This window comes from Mycolicibacterium brisbanense (genome assembly GCF_001570425.1).
Lineage (GTDB): Bacteria > Actinomycetota > Actinomycetes > Mycobacteriales > Mycobacteriaceae > Mycobacterium > Mycobacterium brisbanense.
In genome coordinates, this window is the sequence record NZ_BCSX01000056.1 from 196358 (window position 1) to 214647 (window position 18290).

General features: G+C 67.0%; 11 protein-coding genes. 8 read left to right on the forward strand and 3 right to left on the reverse strand.

Annotation, left to right across the window (positions count from 1 at the left end; translation table 11 throughout):
- Positions 1–42 precede the first annotated feature (42 nt).
- The 4 genes from RMCB_RS33690 to RMCB_RS33705 all read left to right on the forward strand — a co-directional run bounded on the left by RMCB_RS33690 (position 43) and on the right by RMCB_RS33705 (position 12399).
- On the forward strand, positions 43–756 hold the full coding sequence (locus RMCB_RS33690; protein ID WP_072278594.1) for a DUF1906 domain-containing protein: 714 nt from the start codon (positions 43–45) through the stop codon (positions 754–756).
- A 516-nt stretch (positions 757–1272) separates the two neighbouring features.
- Positions 1273–10503, forward strand: coding sequence for a type I polyketide synthase (locus tag RMCB_RS33695; RefSeq protein WP_062832198.1), 9231 nt, complete (start codon positions 1273–1275; stop codon positions 10501–10503).
- A 43-nt stretch (positions 10504–10546) separates the two neighbouring features.
- Complete coding sequence (gene acpS / locus RMCB_RS33700; protein WP_029371973.1) at positions 10547–10939, forward strand: holo-ACP synthase AcpS; 393 nt, start codon at positions 10547–10549, stop codon at positions 10937–10939.
- A 122-nt stretch (positions 10940–11061) separates the two neighbouring features.
- Positions 11062–12399 (forward strand): dipeptidase, encoded by a 1338-nt coding sequence (locus RMCB_RS33705; RefSeq protein WP_062832199.1) that lies wholly within the window; start codon positions 11062–11064, stop codon positions 12397–12399.
- On the opposite strand, the gene bcp is transcribed toward RMCB_RS33705, so the two are convergent.
- A complete protein-coding gene (bcp, locus tag RMCB_RS33710; protein ID WP_029371976.1) occupies positions 12388–12861 on the reverse strand; it encodes a thioredoxin-dependent thiol peroxidase in 474 nt (157 codons plus the stop codon). The two genes, RMCB_RS33705 and bcp, sit on opposite strands and share 12 nt — an antisense overlap.
- Before the next feature lie 103 nt (positions 12862–12964).
- Here bcp and RMCB_RS33715 point away from each other — a divergent pair, with 103 nt between their 5' ends.
- From RMCB_RS33715 to RMCB_RS33735, 4 genes are all read left to right on the forward strand, one after another.
- Positions 12965–13192, forward strand: a complete 228-nt coding sequence (locus RMCB_RS33715) for a DUF3618 domain-containing protein (protein ID WP_029371977.1) — start codon at positions 12965–12967, stop codon at positions 13190–13192.
- A 914-nt stretch (positions 13193–14106) separates the two neighbouring features.
- On the forward strand, positions 14107–14817 hold the full coding sequence (locus RMCB_RS36325) for an LGFP repeat-containing protein (protein WP_062832200.1): 711 nt from the start codon (positions 14107–14109) through the stop codon (positions 14815–14817).
- Positions 14818–14904: 87 nt separating this feature from the next.
- The gene (locus RMCB_RS33730; RefSeq protein ID WP_165606362.1) at positions 14905–15075 is read left to right on the forward strand and encodes a hypothetical protein; all 171 of its coding nucleotides are present in this window, start codon (positions 14905–14907) and stop codon (positions 15073–15075) included.
- A gap of 233 nt (positions 15076–15308) precedes the next feature.
- The gene (locus RMCB_RS33735; RefSeq protein WP_062832201.1) at positions 15309–16595 is read left to right on the forward strand and encodes a tyrosine-type recombinase/integrase; all 1287 of its coding nucleotides are present in this window, start codon (positions 15309–15311) and stop codon (positions 16593–16595) included.
- On the opposite strand, the gene RMCB_RS33740 is transcribed toward RMCB_RS33735, so the two are convergent.
- Together RMCB_RS33740 and RMCB_RS33745 are read right to left on the reverse strand one after the other, a co-directional pair.
- A complete protein-coding gene (locus tag RMCB_RS33740; protein WP_062832202.1) occupies positions 16592–16903 on the reverse strand; it encodes a DUF732 domain-containing protein in 312 nt (103 codons plus the stop codon). The genes RMCB_RS33735 and RMCB_RS33740 overlap by 4 nt on opposite strands.
- Before the next feature lie 374 nt (positions 16904–17277).
- The gene (locus RMCB_RS33745; protein ID WP_062832203.1) at positions 17278–18066 is read right to left on the reverse strand and encodes a helix-turn-helix domain-containing protein; all 789 of its coding nucleotides are present in this window, start codon (positions 18064–18066) and stop codon (positions 17278–17280) included.
- Between the last annotated feature and the right edge of the window lie 224 nt (positions 18067–18290).

Here is an 18290-nt window from a genome sequence, read left to right on the forward strand (position 1 = left end):
CGTTGGCGTGAATAGTGGGACAACTGTCGTAATCTCGCATGCGTGTCGATGTCCCGGCGCGAGCTGCTCAGATGCGCCGCCGCTGCACCTGCGCTGCTCGGGCTGGGGGAGCTGGCCGCGGCGCCACCTGCTGCCGCTGCGCCGCTGGGTGTGCTGCTCGACTACGCGGCCGGCGTTCTCAAGGCTTCCGACATCCGGTCGGCAGGTGCTCTCGGCGCGATCCGCTACGTGTCGGATCGCCGCCCCGGCGGGGACTGGATGCTCGGCAAGCCGATCCAGCTGCCCGAGGCGCGGGACCTCTATCAGGGTGGTCTGAAGATCGTGTCCTGCTATCAGTACGGCAAGCAGGACAGCGCCGACTGGTTGGGCGGGCAGGCCGCGGGCGTGCAGCACGCCAAACGGGGTTGGCAGCTACACGTTGCTGCGGGTGGTTCGTACGGCGCGCCGATCTACGCGTCCATCGACGACGATCCGACACCGCAGCAGTACAAACAGCAGGTCGCGCCCTATTTGCGGGGCTGGGAGTCGGTGGTCGGACACCAGCGCACCGGGGTCTACGCGAACTCCAAGACCATCGAGTGGGCGTTGCAGGATGGCCTGGGCTCGTACTTCTGGCAGCACAACTGGGGCTCGCCCGGAGGCGTCGTGCACCCGGCGGCGCATCTGCATCAGATCGAGATCGACAAGCGAAGTGTGGGGGGAGTTGGTGTCGACATCAACAACATTCTCAAGCCCCAGTACGGCCAGTGGGACTAAACATTACTGACTGGTAAGGTTTTCCAGCAAACTTTTTGCCCGCAGCCGTACGCTCCGCATGACAGATTTTGCGCCATTGTCGACTGGCAACGTGCCGCTCGACGGCGCTTCGCGAGCCGCAAATTTCAGATTACGATTTGGTAACAATACTGCTTTGATCTGCACTGTTGGCCCTACTCGGCCGTAACCACCCGCCAACAGGATGTTTGTACCGAATACCTTCTGCCACTGTCGGACGCGGTGTTACGTAGCCGACGGTTACCCACGCGTAGAACTCGCCAGTAACCGATCTGCGGAGGAAATGCCCGTGGATTCTTATGACAGTCTTAGTACGGCAGGGATGCACGCCCACCGTCCGGGTGCGAATCGGACGGAAGGCCATCCCTGGCCGGATTCGACGCTGAATCGCCGATGGCCTGACGCCCGGGGGACACCCTCTGGGACCCCGACAGACATGGCAGGCATACGGCCACCCGTACGCGACAACACCCCAGCAGCACCGAGGAGATAGCGCCAGTGACGATCTACGAACACGACCGAGTGTCCGCCGACCGGAACGACGAGTCTGGATCCGACGGACGCGCGGCCGACTCCGCTCAGGCACTCGTCGACCGTCTCAACGCTGGCGAGCCCTACGCGGTCGCCTTCGGTGGCCAGGGCAGCGCCTGGCTGGAGACCCTTGAAGAGTTGGTGTCCTCTGCCGGTATCGAGGCCGAGTTGGCGACCCTGGCCGGCGAGGCCGAGCTGTTGCTCGAGCCGATCGCCGCCGAACTGGTCGTGGTCCGCCCCATCGGCTTCGAGCCCTTGCAGTGGGTGCGTGCGCTGGCTTCCGAGGAGCCGGTGCCGTCGGCCAAGCAGCTGACGTCGGCCGCGGTATCCGTGCCGGGCGTCCTGCTGACCCAGATGGCCGCTATCCGTGCGCTCGCCCGTCAGGGTATGGACCTGACCGCCACGCCGCCTGTGGCGGTTGTGGGGCACTCCCAGGGCGTGCTGGCTGTCGAGGCCCTCAAGGCCGCCGGTGCCAAGGACGTCGAGCTGCTGGCGCTGGCCCAGCTGATCGGTGCCGCGGGCACGCTCGTGGCGCGTCGGCGCGGCATCACCGTGCTGGGTGACCGCCCGCCGATGGTCTCGGTCACCAACGCCGAGCCCGAGCGCATCTACGAACTGCTCGAGGAGTTCTCCCAGGACGTCCGCACCGTGCTGCCGCCGGTGCTGTCCATCCGCAACGGCCGTCGTTCGGTCGTCATCACCGGCACGCCCGAGCAGCTGTCGCGGTTCGAGCTGTACTGCAACCAGATCGCCGAGAAGGAAGAAGCCGAGCGCAAGAGCAAAGTCCGCGGCGGCGCGGTCTTCGCCCCGGTCTTCGATCCGGTACAGGTCGAGGTCGGCTTCCACACCCCGCGCCTGTCCGACGGCATCGAGATCGTCGGTCGCTGGGCCGAGGCCGTCGGCCTCGACGTCACGCTCGCCAAGCAGATGACCGAGGCCATCCTCGTCGAGCAGGTGGACTGGGTCGACGAGATCACCGAGGTGCACGAGGCAGGCGCCCGCTGGATCCTCGACCTGGGCCCCGGCGACATCCTCACCCGGCTCACCGCTCCCGTCATCCGCGGCCTCGGCGTCGGCATCGTGCCCGCCGCCACCCGCGGCGGCCAGCGCAACCTGTTCACCATCGGCGCGGTGCCCGAGGTGGCCCGCCCGTGGTCCAGCTACGCCCCGACCCTGGTGTCGCTGCCCGACGGCTCGGTCAAGCTCGACACCAAGTTCACCCGGCTCACCGGACGCTCGCCGATCCTGCTCGCCGGCATGACCCCGACGACCGTCGACGCCAAGATCGTCGCGGCCGCCGCCAACGCAGGCCACTGGGCCGAGCTGGCCGGTGGCGGTCAGGTGACCGAAGGCATCTTCAACGACCGCATGACCGAGCTCACCACGCTGCTGGAGCCCGGCCGCGCGATCCAGTTCAACACCCTGTTCCTCGACCCCTACCTGTGGAAGCTTCAGGTCGGCGGCAAGCGCCTGGTCCAGAAGGCCCGGCAGTCCGGCGCCCCGATCGACGGCGTGGTCGTCAGCGCGGGCATCCCCGATCTGGAAGAGGCCGTCGAGCTGATCGACGAGCTCAACGACGCGGGCATCAGCCACGTGGTCTTCAAGCCCGGCACCGTCGAGCAAATCCGCTCGGTGATCCGCATCGCCGCCGAGGCCCCCACCAAGCCGGTGATCGTGCACATCGAGGGCGGCCGCGCCGGTGGCCACCACTCGTGGGAGGACCTCGACGACCTCCTGCTGACCACCTACTCCGAGCTGCGCAGCCGGTCCAACATCACCATCTGCGTCGGCGGCGGCATCGGCACGCCTGAGCAGGCCGCCAACTACCTGTCCGGCCGCTGGTCGGCCGGCCACGGCTACCCGCTGATGCCGGTCGACGGCATCCTCGTCGGGACCGCCGCGATGGCGGCCCTGGAGGCCACCACCAGCCCGCAGGTCAAGGAGCTGCTGGTCGCCACGCAGGGCACCGATCAGTGGGTGGGTGCCGGAAAGGCCCAGGGCGGCATGGCATCCGGGCGCAGCCAGCTCGGTGCCGACATCCACGAGATCGACAACACCGCGTCCCGGTGCGGCCGGCTGCTCGACGAGGTCGCCGGTGACGCCGACGCCGTCGCGGCCCGTCGCGACGAGATCATCGCGGCCATGGCCAACACCGCCAAGCCGTACTTCGGCGATGTCGCCGAGATGACCTACCTGCAGTGGCTGCGCCGCTACGTGGAGCTGGCCATCGGTGACGGCAACAGCACCGCCGACACCAAGCGTGATCACTCGCCGTGGCTCGACATCACCTGGCGGGACCGCTTCGAGCAGATGCTCAAGCGCGCCGAGGCCCGTTTGCACGCACAGGATTTCGGTCCGATCGAGACGCTGTTCGACAACGAGGCGCTGCTGGAGGATCCGAAGGGTGCGCTGGCCGCTCTCGTCGGCGCCTACCCGGATGCCGCGTCGGTGCAACTGCACCCGGCCGACGTCCCGTTCTTCACAGAGCTGTGCAAGACGCTGGGCAAGCCGGTCAACTTCGTGCCGGTCATCGACAAGGACGTGCGCCGCTGGTGGCGCAGCGACTCGCTGTGGCAGGCGCATGACGCCCGCTACTCGGCCGATCAGGTCTGCGTCATCCCCGGCACTGCCGCCGTCGCCGGCATCACCCGCGTCGACGAGCCTGTCGGCGAACTGCTCGACCGCTTCGAGCAGGCCGCCGTCGACGAGGCACTGACCGCAGGCGCCCAGCCGGTGCCGGTGCTGTCCCGCCGCGCTCATCGCGCCGGCGTCAGCGGCCCGCTGGCCGTGCTGCTCGACGCCCCCGACGTGCTGTGGGCCGGGCGTACCGCCACCAACCCGGTGCACCGCATCGCCCCGCCCGCCGACTGGCAGGTCAACGAAAACCGTTCGGCGACAAACGCTTCGACCGGTGCACGGCTCGAGGTCGTCGACGATACGCACGTCGTGCTCTCTGTGCCGCTTTCGGGTACCTGGATCGAGATCAAGTTCAGCCTGACCGACGCCGTGCGCAGCGGCGGCGCCCCGATCGTCTCGGTCGAGGACGCCTCGACCGCGATGCGCTCGGTGCTCGCCATCGCTGCCGGTGTCAGCGGCCCCGACGCGCTGCCGCCGGTCGTCGACTCGACAGCCACCGTGACGGTCACCTGGGATCCCGAGACGGTCGCCGACCACACCGGCGTGACCGCGACCTTCGGCGCCCCGCTGGCCCCGACCCTGACCGTGGTTCCCGACGCGCTGGTGGGCCGCTGCTGGCCCGCGGTGTTCGCCGCCATCGGATCGGCGGTCACCGAGGACGGATTCCCCGTCGTCGAGGGTCTGCTGAGCCTGGTGCATCTGGACCACGCCGCGCAGCTGCTCGCTCCGCTGCCGACCGAGAACGCCGAATTGACCGTTTCCGCAACGGCTTCGGCTGCCTACGACACCGAGGTCGGCCGGGTTGTCCCGGTTTCGGTGGTGGTGAAGTCGGCCGACGGGACCGTCCTGGCCACGCTGGAGGAGCGCTTCGCCATCCGCGGTCGGACCGGCGACGCCGAGCTGACCGACCCGATCAAGGCCGGTGGCGCGATCTCCGACAACGCCACCGACACCCCGCGTCGTCGTCGCCGCGACATCACCATCGGCGCGCCGGTCGACATGCGGCCGTTCGCCGTGGTCTCCGGTGACCACAACCCGATCCACACCGATCGGGCTGCCGCGCTGCTCGCCGGGCTGGAATCGCCCATCGTGCACGGCATGTGGCTCTCGGCCGCGGCTCAGCACGTGGCCACCGCCACTGACGGCAAGCCGGCTCCGCCGGCCAAGCTGATCGGCTGGACCGCCCGCTTCCTGGGCATGGTCAAGCCCGGTGATCAGGTCGACTTCCGCGTCGACCGCGTCGGAATCGACGTCGGCGCAGAGGTTCTCGAAGTGCAGGCGCGCATCGGCTCCGATCTGGTGATGTCGGCGACCGCACGGCTGGCCGCACCCAAGACCGTCTACGCGTTCCCCGGCCAGGGCATTCAGCACAAGGGCATGGGCATGGAGGTCCGGGCCCGGTCCAAGGCGGCCCGCAAGGTGTGGGACTCGGCGGACAAGTTCACCCGCGAGACCCTCGGCTTCTCGGTCCTGCACGTCGTGCGGGACAACCCGACCAGCCTCATCGCCTCCGGCGTGCACTACCACCACCCGGATGGCGTGCTGTTCCTGACACAGTTCACCCAGGTTGCCATGGCCACGGTGGCGGCGGCTCAGGTCGCCGAGATGCGTGAGCAGGGCGCCTTCGTCGAAGGTGCGATCGCCTGCGGTCACTCCGTCGGTGAGTACACCGCGCTGGCCTGTGTGTCCGGCGTGTACGAGCTCGAAGCGTTGCTCGAGGTGGTGTTCGCCCGCGGCGGCAAGATGCACGACATCGTCGAGCGGGACGCACAGGGTCGGTCGGACTACCGGCTGGCCGCGATCCGGCCGTCGCAGATCGATCTCGACGACGCCGACGTCAAGGACTTCGTCGCCGAGATCGCCGAGCGCACAGGTGAATTCCTGCAGATCGTGAACTTCAACCTGCGTGGTTCGCAGTACGCGATCGCCGGTACGGTGCGCGGTCTGGAAGCCCTCGAGGAAGAGGTCGAGCGGCGTCGCGAGATCTCCGGCGGTCGCCGGTCGTTCATCCTGGTTCCCGGCATCGACGTGCCGTTCCACTCCAGCGTGCTGCGGGTGGGCGTCGACGACTTCCGCCGGAGCCTGGAGCGCGTCATGCCGCGCGACAAGGACCCCGAGCTGATCATCGGCAAGTACATCCCGAACCTGGTGCCGCGGCCGTTCACCCTGGACAAGGACTTCATCCAGGAGATCCGCGATCTGGTCCCGGCCGAGCCGCTCGACGAGATCCTCGCCGACTACGACACCTGGCGGAACGAGAAGCCCAAGGAGCTGTGCCGCAAGATCGTCATCGAGCTACTGGCCTGGCAGTTCGCCAGCCCGGTGCGCTGGATCGAGACGCAGGACCTGCTGTTCATCGAGGAGGCCGCAGGCGGTCTCGGTGTCGAGCGGTTCGTCGAGATCGGCGTGAAGTCGGCCCCGACGGTCGCCGGCCTGGCCACCAACACGCTCAAGCTGCCGGAGTACTCGCACAGCACCGTCGAGGTGCTCAACAGCGAGCGTGACGCGGCCGTGCTGTTCGCCACCGACACCGATCCGGAACCGGAACCTGAGGTGGACGAGGCCCCCGCGGCTGCGGCCGCCGCATCGGCTCCTGCTGAAGCAGCTCCGGTTGCTGCGGCGGCTCCGGTCGCCGCATCCGGTGGCCCACGGCCCGACGACATCACCTTCGATGCCGCCGATGCGACCGTGGCGCTCATCGCGCTCTCGGCCAAGATGCGCATCGACCAGATCGAGGCGCTGGACTCCATCGAGCAGATCACCGACGGTGCCTCGTCGCGCCGCAACCAGCTGCTGGTCGACCTGGGCTCCGAGCTGAACCTCGGCGCCATCGACGGTGCGGCCGAAGCCGATCTGGGCGCGCTGAAGGGACAGGTGAGCAAGCTCGCCCGTACCTACAAGCCGTTCGGTCCCGTGCTCTCGGATGCCATCAACGACCAGCTGCGGACCGTCCTCGGGCCGTCCGGTAAGCGTCCGGCTTACATCACCGAGCGGGTCACCAAGACCTGGGAACTGGGACCCGGCTGGGCCAAGCACGTCACCGTCGAGGTCGCGCTGGGAACCCGCGAGGGCAGCAGCGTGCGCGGTGGCGATCTGGGTGGTCTGCACCCGGGTGCGCTGGCCGACGCCGCCAGTGTCGACAAGGTGATCGATGCGGCCGTGGCCGCGGTCGGTGCCCGACGCGGTGTGCCGGTGTCCCTGCCGTCGGCAGGCGGTGCCGGTGGCGGCGTGGTGGATTCGGCCGCGCTCAGTGAGTTCGCCGAGAAGGTCACCGGACGTGACGGCGTGCTTGCCGCGACGGCCCGGACCATCCTGGGGCAGCTCGGACTCGACAATGCCGTCACCGCCCCGGAGACGGCCACCGATGCCGAACTGATCGACCTCGTGACCACCGAACTCGGTTCGGACTGGCCGCGATTGGTGGCTCCGGCGTTCGACGCCAAGAAGGCCGTCGTGTTCGACGACCGGTGGGCCAGCGCCCGCGAGGACCTGGTCAAGCTGTGGCTGGCCGACGAGGGCGATATCGACGCGGATTGGCCGCGACTGTCCGAGCGCTTCGAAGGTGCCGGGCATGTGGTTGCCACGCAAGCGAATTGGTGGCAGGGCAAGGCCCTCGCCGCGGGCCGCAACGTGCACGCGTCGCTGTTCGGTCGCATCGCGGCCGGCGCCGAGAACCCCGGTCTGGGTCGCTACCGCGACGAGATCGCGGTCGTGACCGGTGCGTCGAAGGGTTCGATCGCCTCCGCGGTGGTCGGGCAGCTGCTCGACGGCGGTGCCACCGTCATCGCCACCACCTCGCGTCTGGACGACGACCGGTTGGCCTTCTACAAGAAGCTCTACCGCGACAACGCCCGCTTCGGTGCCACGCTGTGGGTGGTCCCGGCCAACATGGCGTCCTATTCCGACATCGACAAGCTGGTGGAGTGGGTCGGTAGCGATCAGGTCGAAAGCCTTGGGCCGCAGTCCATTCACCTCAAGGACGCGCAGACCCCGACGCTGCTGTTCCCGTTCGCCGCGCCCCGCGTGGCCGGGGACCTGTCGGAGGCCGGTTCGCGCTCCGAGATGGAGATGAAGGTGCTGTTGTGGGCCGTGCAGCGGCTCATCGGCGGCCTGTCGACGATCGGTGCCGAGCGCGACATCGCCTCGCGGCTGCACGTGGTGCTGCCGGGCTCGCCCAACCGCGGCATGTTCGGTGGTGACGGGGCCTACGGCGAGTCCAAGGCGGCACTCGACGCGCTGGTCAACCGCTGGAGCGCCGAGAAGTCGTGGGCCGAGCGGGTCACCCTGGCGCACGCGCTGATCGGCTGGACCAAGGGCACGGGCCTGATGGGTCACAACGACGCCATCGTGAGCGCTGTCGAAGAGGCAGGCGTGACCACCTACACCAGCGCGGAGATGGCGGCCATGCTGCTGGACCTGTGCACGGTGGAATCCAAGGTGGCCGCGGCGAATGCGCCGATCAAGGTCGACCTGACCGGTGGTCTCGGCGACATCAAGATCGACATGGCCGAGCTGGCCGCCAAGGCTCGCGAGGAAATGACCTCTGCCGCAGTCGATTCCGATGACGACGCGGCACCTGGCACGATCGCCGCACTGCCGTCGCCGCCGCGCGGATACGCCCCGGCGCCCGCGCCCGTGTTCGAAGACCTCGACGTGGATCCGGCGGATCTGGTGGTCATCGTCGGCGGTGCCGAACTCGGCCCGTACGGGTCCTCGCGTACCCGCTACGAGATGGAGGTCTCCGGCGAGCTGTCGGCGGCCGGCGTGCTGGAGCTGGCGTGGACGACCGGACTGGTCAAGTGGGAGGACGATCCCAAGGCGGGCTGGTACGACACCCAAACCGGTGAGCTGGTCGACGAATCGGAGATCGTGGAGCGTTACCACGACACCGTCGTCGAGCGCTGCGGCATCCGCGAGTTCGTCGACGACGGTGCGATCGATCCCGATCACGCCTCGCCGTTGCTGGTCAGCGTCTTCCTGGACAAGGACTTCTCGTTCGTCGTGTCCAGCGAGGCCGACGCCCGGGCGTTCGTGTCCTTCGACCCCGAGCACACCGTGGCCCGGCCGGTGCCGGACTCCGGTGACTGGCAGGTGATCCGCAAGGCGGGCACCGAGATTCGGGTGCCGCGCAAGACCAAGCTGTCGCGGACCGTCGGCGCCCAGATCCCCACCGGGTTCGACCCGACGGTGTGGGGCATCACCCCGGACATGGCGAGCTCCATCGACCGGGTGGCGCTGTGGAACATCGTGGCGACCGTCGATGCGTTCCTGTCGTCGGGCTTCACGCCGACCGAGCTGATGCGTTGGGTGCACCCGAGCCTGGTGGCCAGCACGCAGGGCACCGGCATGGGCGGCATGACCTCGATGCAGACCATGTACCACGGCAACCTGCTGGGCCGGGCCAAGCCGAACGACATCCTGCAGGAGGTGCTGCCGAACGTTGTTGCGGCGCACGTCATGCAGTCCTACGTCGGCGGCTACGGCGCGATGGTCCACCCGGTCGGCGCCTGCGCCACCGCGGCCGTCTCGGTCGAGGAGGGCGTGGACAAGATCCGCCTCGGCAAGGCCGACCTGGTGGTGGCCGGCGGCTTCGACGATCTGACCCTGGAAGCCATCATCGGCTTCGGTGACATGGCGGCCACCGCCGATACCGAGATGATGCGGGCCAAGGGCATCAGCGACTCGAAGTTCTCGCGGGCCAACGACCGGCGCCGGCTCGGGTTCCTGGAGGCACAGGGTGGTGGCACCATCCTGCTGGCCCGCGGTGACCTGGCCGCCAAGATGGGTCTGCCCGTGCTGGCCGTGGTCGGCTACGCACAGAGCTTCGCCGACGGTGTCCACACCTCGATCCCGGCCCCCGGCCTGGGTGCCCTGGGTGCGGGCCGCGGCGGCAAGGACTCGGCGCTGTCGCGTTCGCTGGCCAAGCTGGGTGTGGGTGCCGACGACATCGCGGTGATCTCCAAGCACGACACCTCGACGTTGGCCAACGATCCCAACGAGACCGAGCTGCACGAGCGGCTGGCCGATTCGATGGGCCGCTCGGCGGGTGCGCCGCTGTTCATCGTCAGCCAGAAGTCGCTGACCGGGCACGCCAAGGGCGGCGCTGCCGTGTTCCAGATGATGGGTCTGTGCCAGATCCTGCGCGACGGCGTCATCCCGCCGAACCGCAGCCTGGACTGCGTCGATGACGAACTGGCCACCTCCGGCCACTTCGTCTGGGTGCGCGAGCCCCTGGATCTGCGCGGCAAGTTCCCGCTCAAGGCCGGTCTGGTGACCAGCCTCGGGTTCGGTCACGTGTCGGGCTTGGTCGCGCTGGTCCATCCGGAGGCGTTCATCGCGTCGCTGGACCCGGCCGAGCGGGAGAGCTACCGCAAGCGTGCCGAGCAGCGCACGCTGGCCGGTCAGCGCCGGTTGGCTTCGGCCATCGCCGGTGGGCGTCCGATGTACGAAAAGCCCGCCGACCGCCGGTTCGACCACGACGGTGCAGAGAAGCCTCAGGAAGCGGCGATGTTGCTCGACGCGGACGCCCGGCTCGGCGAAGGCGATGTGTATGTCCGATGAGCGCTTGCGCGAAGAGCAAAGGGCGTGAGCTAAGTTTCCTCCCATGGCGATAGTCGGAGTAGGCATCGATCTGGTTTCCATACCGGATTTCGCCGAGCAGGTTGATCGGCCAGGCACGGTTTTCGCCGAGACGTTCACACCAGGTGAGCGCCGGGACGCCGCGGACAAGAGTTCGTCGGCGGCCCGGCACCTGGCGGCCCGGTGGGCCGCCAAGGAAGCGGTGATCAAGGCCTGGTCGGGTTCGCGGTTCTCCAAGCGGCCGGTGCTGCCGGAGGACATCCACCGCGACATCGAGGTGGTCACCGACATGTGGGGCCGTCCGAAGGTCCGGCTGTCCGGTGAGATCGCCCGGCACCTGGAGAACACGACCATCCATGTGTCGCTGACGCACGAGGCGGACACCGCCGCCGCCGTCGCGATCATCGAGGAGCCCTAGCACCCGCCGCTCTAGCACCGCCCTAGCACCGCGAGCGTGCGCGTCTGTTGCCCGACACGCCGTGTCTGGTCAGCATTTCGCGCACGCTCGCTGGGCTCGACGGTGCCGCTAGTGTCATCACCATGAGTGGCGTGGTGCAGCGGGTACAGCAGGTGTTGCCGTCGGTGCGGGCCGATCTGGAGGATCTCGTCCGCATCCCTTCGGTGTGGGCCGACCCGGCCCGCCGCGACGAGGTGGCCCGCAGCGCCGAAGCCGTCGCAAAGCTGTTGTCCGACGCGGGTTTACCCGACGTCAAGATCGTCAGCGAAGGCGGCGCGCCCGCCGTCATCGCCCACTACCCGGCGCCGGCCGGAGCCCCCACGGTGCTGCTGTACGCCCACCATGACGTGCAGCCCGAAGGCGATCCCACTCAATGGAACTCCGCGCCGTTCGAACCGCAGGAGCGCGACGGCAGGCTCTACGGTCGCGGCACCGCCGACGACAAGGCCGGTATCGCAACGCATCTGGCCGCCATCCGGGCCTTCGACGGCACACCGCCGGTCGGCGTGACCGTGTTCGTCGAAGGCGAAGAAGAATCGGGTTCCCCGTCACTGGGAGCCCTGTTGGACGCGCATCGTGACGCCTTGGCCGCCGACGTCATCGTCATCGCCGACTCGGACAACTGGAGCACCGAAACCCCGGCATTGACCGTGTCACTGCGAGGGCTCGCGGATTGCGTCGTCGAGGTCGCCACCCTGGACCACGGATTGCATTCGGGCCTGTGGGGCGGCGTGGTGCCGGACGCGCTCAGCGTGCTGGTGCGGCTGTTGGCCAGCCTGCACGACGACGCAGGCAACGTCGCGGTCGCCGGCCTGCACGAGGCGTCCGCCGCGGACGTCGACCGCGGCGAGGGCTGGGTCCGCGAAGAATCCGGACTGCTCGACGGAGTGTCCGAAATCGGTTCCGGCTCAGTGGTCCAACGCATGTGGGCCAAGCCCGCCATCACGGTGATCGGCATCGACACCACGCCGATCGACAAGTCCTCCAACACCCTCATCCCGCGCGCCCGCGCCAAGATCAGCATGCGGGTGGCGCCCGGCGGCGATGCTCGTGCGCACCTCGACGCGTTGACGCGTCATCTGGAGAAGCACACCCCGTGGGGCGCGCAAGTGACGGTCACGCCCGGTGATGTCGGACAGCCGTACGCCATCGACGCCACCGGTCCGGTATACGACGCGGCCCGCGCCGCGTTCCGGCAGGCATGGGGCACCGATCCGGTGGACATGGGCATGGGCGGCTCGATCCCGTTCATCGCCGAGTTCGCCGCGGCGTTCCCCGCCGCGACGATCCTCGTCACCGGCGTCGAAGACCCCGCCACCCAGGCCCACAGCATCAACGAGAGCCTGCACCTAGGCGTGTTCGAGAAAGCTGCCACCGCCGAGGCGCTGCTGCTGGAGCGGCTCGGGCAGCTAGACCGATAGGTCGCGGCGCAGTTTGGCGACGTGGCCGGTGGCCCGCACGTTGTACTGCGCAACGGCGATCTTGCCCTTTTCGTCGACGACGAACGTCGAGCGGATCACGCCCTGAACGGTCTTGCCGTACATGGTCTTTTCGCCGTAAGCGCCCCAGGCGGTCAACACCTTGCGGTCCGGATCCGACAGCAGCGGGAACGTCAGGCCCTCGTTGTCGCGGAACTTGGCTAGCTTCTCCGGTTTGTCCGGCGAAATCCCGATCACGTCGAGACCGGCGCCGTTGAGCTCGGCAAGGCTGTCACGGAAATCGCAGGCCTGCTTGGTGCAGCCCGGCGTGGACGCCGCAGGGTAGAAGTACACGATGACCTTGCGGCCCTTGTAGTCGGAGAGCTTGACGACGTTGCCATCGGCGTCGGGCAGGCTGAACGCGGGGGCGGTGGCACCCACCTCGAGACGCGGGGTTGGCGGCATGCGCGAAATTCCCTTCTGGTCGACCGGTGCCGTTCATACAGAGCAGGCTGATCTAGGGTAGTTCGGCAGGGCAGCACGACACGGAGCGGCTTGGAGGAGCACAGTGGCGAACCGGGACCCGGAGAGCATCAAGCGCGAGATCGATCAGGCTCGCGATCAGTTGGCGCTGACTGTCGACTCCCTGGCCGAGCGCGCCAATCCGCAACGGCTCGCCGACGACGCCAAAGCCGCGGTGATCGGCTTCCTGCGTAAGCCCGCCGTGACGGCTTCGCTGGCCGGCGCCGGCCTGCTGGTGGTGTTCGTCGTCATCCGCCGAGTCAAGAACCGCTGACGGGCCGCTCGGCCCAGCTCACGCACCGCCTCGCGGTGCGTGAGTTCGCTGTTGAAGGCTTACCGCCGCTCAGCGGCCCATGCCTGATGCGCCGCTCAGCGGCTCAAGCTGATGCGCCGCTCAGCGGCGGCGGCCCGGCAGGAGCCAGCCCGGCAACGAAAAACCCGGCGGATTGGCGGTGCGGCCGAGGCGGCTGCAGCTGTGCACCATCAGCGGACGTTGCGCAGCAACATCGGCGCGAGGCGACGGGTGAGCGTTGTCCGGACCGACACTCGGGGGCATAGCTAACACCTCGCTTTCTCGCAATCAGCGCCTGAGTCCTGTGATCTCGGCAATACAGCTAATTGCAGAGTATCAGCATTCCTACCCTCTGACCAGCGAATCAATGCACTGACCATTACCAATCAGTAACTATCGTCAGCGTAAACGTCTTGCGGTATGTGCTGGCGCAAGGTGACGTTCGTCCTCCGTTAGCACATTCGCGACGTCGGGCGGTGCATCAGATTTCGGGCCGGCCGAAGCGGCTAATCGCAATCGCCAGCTGATTGCTGACACCTATCGCGCGGGTGGCGCGACTGATCCGACCACCGTTTCGCCCATCGTGATCGATTTTGCTGTGAGATTGCTCTGGGTCTGATGATGGAGTTCAGAATTCATCCTTCAGCTACGCAAAATCCGCTGCGTCGATTCGCGTTTCTGCTGTTGCACAACGTAATTCCGCTGCCTCTCCGGCGAATCGTGCGGAGCGCTCGAACCGAGGTCCGAGTGGGTCGTGATCGGCTCTTATTGTCCCAGTGGTTGCTACCGCATGGGTCGCCAGCTAAGGTCACAAGCGGATCTTGGCCGGGGGAGACGCGCCGGGATTCGAGCGGAATCGCAACACGGACGAGCCGTGTGACAAGGGGAGATCTGCAATGCAGCAAACATATTTGAGATTTGCCGGCATCATCGCAGTTGCCGCTACTGGCGCTCTTGGCGTCGGGTGTTCGAACAATTCCACGGGGTCGGGCAGCGAGACCAGCCGGCCGGCCAGCGAAGCAACCACCGGCGCCGAATCCGGCGCAGCAACACCGGGCGAGTCGGTTGCTCCGGGCGCCGACGGAACCGCCGCCCCAGGTGCGCCCGCCGAACCTGGCGCGCCCGGCAACGCGGGAGCTCCCGGTGCCCCTGGGGCTCCAGGCGCTCCCGGAGCTCCCGGTGCGCCCGGCGAACCGGGCGCCCCCGGCGGGCCTGCGCCCGGCGCACCGAACACCGGCCCGGCGGACAGCACCACGATCGTCACGCCCAGCGGGTCGTTCGTCGTGCAGGGCATCATCCTGCAGAAGTACAACGCGACCGGCGGCGCGAGCAGCCCGCTCGGCCTGCCGACTGCGAGTGAGGCTCCTGCGCCGGGTGGCGGGCAGTTCAGCACCTTCAACGGCGGCGCGATCTACTGGACGCCGCAGACCGGGGCTCACATCGTGTGGGGCGGTATCCGAGACGCGTGGGAGCGCGACGGGGGCGCGGGCGGCCGCCTGGGATATCCGACGTCGGACGAGGAGACGATCCCCGGCGGATGGCAGTCGCAGTTCCAACACGGAACCATCACCTACACCGACGGTCAGGCCAAGGTCGAGGCTCGCTGACCGTCTTCTGACACCTTCCGACGACTCGCATCGGCGCGCCAGTGGTGCCGGTGCGAGTCGCCGTTCACCCACCCATCTGGAGGTCACATGGCTCACGTGAGTGACGAAACCCTTAACGAGCTACGCCGAGAGCTCAACCGGTTCAAGAGTGAGCAGTACCGCGACCGCGGCTATGCCGCAGCCCATCTCGCAGGCGCTGTGGAAATGCTGCTGGAGGAAGCCGAGCAGAGTATCGGAGAGCGCTATCAGGCCGGCTGATGTCCGCAAACGAAAAAAGCCCCAGGGTCACTGGGGCTTTTCGTTGTGCGCCGTCAGGGTTTCGAACCCCGGACCCGCTGATTAAGAGTCACTGGGTGGTACGCTGCACACCAGGCATAAGCTCGTCAAACTCCCTGGTAGAGCCGACGGATTGCCAATATTGATCGGTATTGATCAACACCTTAGGGTTAACCCATAGGGTGAACTCGAGTTAGTTAGGTGGTCTACCAAATATGGCGAAGGCAGGCACCCGCCGGACGCGTGGCGACGGCGCGTTCTTCCAGCGTGGCGACGGCAAGTGGATGGGCCGCGTGGAACTCCCGATGAAGGATGGCAAACGCCGCTACAAGTGGGTGTCGTCGGTCGACCGCAACACCGCGCTCAAGAAACTGCAGCAGCTCCGCAAGGACGTCGACGAGGGCCGCATTGCCACCACGGCGACCACCACTCTGGCGAAGTGGCTGGATCACTGGATCGAGAACATTCACGCCAAGCGCAAGGTGCGGCCGGGCGTCCTCGACGACTACCGGGGCTGCATCCGCAACCACATCACCCCGGCGATCGGCAACAAGCGGATCGACAAGCTCACCCCTCAGCACGTGCGCGACCTACACGCCGCGATCGGTCCGCGCCGTACCGCCGAGCTCGCGCACGTCATTCTCCAGAAGGCGCTCAAGGACGCTGTGCGCGAAGGTGTCGCGGTGCGCAACGTCGCCGAACTCGTCGACAAACCGGTCTACCTGAAGAAAAAGCGCGACGGGTTCGAGGCCGACGTCGCCAAGCACATCATCGCCACCGCATTCAAGACGTGCGACGAGGTCGACGCCACCCGCATCGCGGCCGGGTTCCTGACCGGTGCGCGCCGCGGGGAGTTGCTCGGCCTGCGGCGCCCATACGTCGACAACCCGGCAAAGCCGCTGCTGACGTTCGCGTGGCAACTCCAGTCGCTCACGCAGGATCACGGCTGCGGCGAGCCCCTGGCCGAGCCGTCGCCGCTGAGTCGATCCGATCGCAAGCCGACCAAGCCGCCCTACTGGCCGTGCGGCAAGACTCGAGCGTGGGCGTGCCCGCAGCGACGCTGGGACCTGCCCGCGCACTTCGAATACGAGGTGTGCGAGGGCTCGTTGTTGTTCACCCGGCCGAAGACCGAGGCCGGTTACCGTGTGGTCCCGGCGATCCCGCCGCTGCACGTCGCGATACAACAACTGCTCGCCAAGTCGGGACCCAACCCGCATGATCTGGTGTGGCACCGCAACGGCAAGCCGATCGACCCGCGCGACGATTACGACATATGGCGCAACGTATTTCGCGCCGCCGGTGTCATCGGACCGACTGAGTCACTGCCGCCGCACAACTCACGGCACACCACGGCGACGCTGCTGCGCGCGGCCGGCGTCGACGAGCAGACGCGCATGGAGATCCTGGGCCACGCATCGGTGGACGCACAGCGGAACTACGCGCACGCCGACCGGACCCGGCACATGGAAGCGATGGGTACCCTGGCCGAACTGATGGCTTAGCCGGCCGATGGAATCTTGGACTGGTCCCACGAGCAGTACGCCCCAATGGCGATGCCGACCGCCTCATATGCCTGTATGACGCTGATGTAGTCACCTGCGATGCCCTTGAGCTTCTGCGCAGCCTCGACGGGGCTGTCACCGTTGACATCGATGTCGTAGCAGATGGACCTCCCGACGTGCGTCAGGGTTGAGTCGTCGTCGCATTTGATCGCGCCTTGGCCGCATCCGAGGCCGTGTTGATTCATCGCATCAACAAACACGATGTCGGCGGTGTCAGCATGCGCCGGTGCGGCGGCGGCGATTGTCATTGCTGCGACTGCTACGCACAGGCTGAGCGCTCGCATAGCGGCGTCCTCTCATCGATATACCGACGGGTGAGTCCCATCTGCGGGAATGTTATGCCGCACTTGACATTTGCGCGAATCAACTGACCGTTTGCTGTGGGGTTGCTGTGGCATTGCATGTGTGAAGTGTTGCGAAACGCCAAATTCTTTGGGAACAGTCTCCCAAAGTTGGGACAGCAGGTTTAACGTGTGTTCAGCGGTCACGAGGGGTGGCCGCTTTTCCTTTGAAATCCCAGGAACGCAACGTGTTTGACGATGAATTGTGCCGCGTCCTCCGGCGTATCGCCGAAGAGATGGACATTATTGCCCCCGAAACCTGGACGTTCCCAGAGGCGTCGCTAGTCCTCGCGGATCTTGTGCGCATCCGTCGCGCGCGAAATATGGGAGCGAATGCGTGCCACGGACTGGCTCGCATCGTCGGACGGCGGCGACGGGTGCGCCCGATCCCCTGACGGCGGGTGGCGGCTGCTCGATGGGCGCCTGGACGCCTCCGCATCGTCCTGATCGTCGCCTACCTCCTGGATTTGGTTGCCTTCCGGCGGTGTTCCCGACGACGGGGTTTGATCACGATCATGAATGTTGGCATTGTGTTCTTCCTTCTGTCGTAGCAGTTGGTCGGCTCGATCTCTCCTGCGAAACAGTTCGGCCATCGCTTCGTCGCGTTCGGCGCGGGGTGCCGCCAGGCCGGTTATCTCCTCGGCCAGGTATGCCCCAAACCCTCGTACCAAGCTTCGGATCCGATGCAGAAACGATTCGGGTAAGTCCAATTCCATCGCTTGATTGACTACGGCTTCGGCCCTCAGCCAGTTCGCGTTGACGATGTCAACCAGTCTCACAACAGGATCGTCTTCGGGGGCCGGTTCGACATGCGATGGCCGTGGCGGCACGTCCGTGAGATTCTCCGGGTGCCCCCCGGCCAGGGTGCGCTGAGCCGATCCGTCGCGCCAGCGCAACCCGACATCGAGCTTTCGGAGAGTGGTCTTCCGATTTCCGGGAGTCCACTCACCGTTCTCGATCTTGCCGAGGGTCGTGTCGGTCGGTCCTCCATTTCTCTCCACTTCCTCCTGTGTCAGCCCTAGTTCGATGCGACGACTGAGGACGATCCGGCCGAAGCGCTCCAAGTCCATAGGGCTAACAATGCCCAATTTTTTAGGCAAACAACAGCCCATCACGGCAAACATCTCAATCTGCCCACGTCCAGCGGCAAGGCTTACACCGATGTCGTTTTGCTGCTAGAGATATGTTTGCCCCAATTATCTGTTGATTGGGAGCGTTGTTTGCCCTATAGTTGGGCCATGGCCCCAAACCGGTCCCAATCGCGATCCAAGTATCGAAATCAGCGGAAGCCTGT

Coding starts and splice junctions, on each gene's coding strand:
- RMCB_RS33740 (WP_062832202.1), bottom strand. CDS start 16,903: ATGACAATCGCCGCCGCCGCACCGGCGCATGCTGACACCGCCGACATC.
- acpS (WP_029371973.1), top strand. CDS start 10,547: ATGGCGATAGTCGGAGTAGGCATCGATCTGGTTTCCATACCGGATTTC.
- RMCB_RS33735 (WP_062832201.1), top strand. CDS start 15,309: ATGGCGAAGGCAGGCACCCGCCGGACGCGTGGCGACGGCGCGTTCTTC.
- RMCB_RS33730 (WP_165606362.1), top strand. CDS start 14,905: ATGGCTCACGTGAGTGACGAAACCCTTAACGAGCTACGCCGAGAGCTC.
- bcp (WP_029371976.1), bottom strand. CDS start 12,861: ATGCCGCCAACCCCGCGTCTCGAGGTGGGTGCCACCGCCCCCGCGTTC.
- RMCB_RS33745 (WP_062832203.1), bottom strand. CDS start 18,066: ATGGACTTGGAGCGCTTCGGCCGGATCGTCCTCAGTCGTCGCATCGAA.
- RMCB_RS33705 (WP_062832199.1), top strand. CDS start 11,062: ATGAGTGGCGTGGTGCAGCGGGTACAGCAGGTGTTGCCGTCGGTGCGG.
- RMCB_RS36325 (WP_062832200.1), top strand. CDS start 14,107: ATGCAGCAAACATATTTGAGATTTGCCGGCATCATCGCAGTTGCCGCT.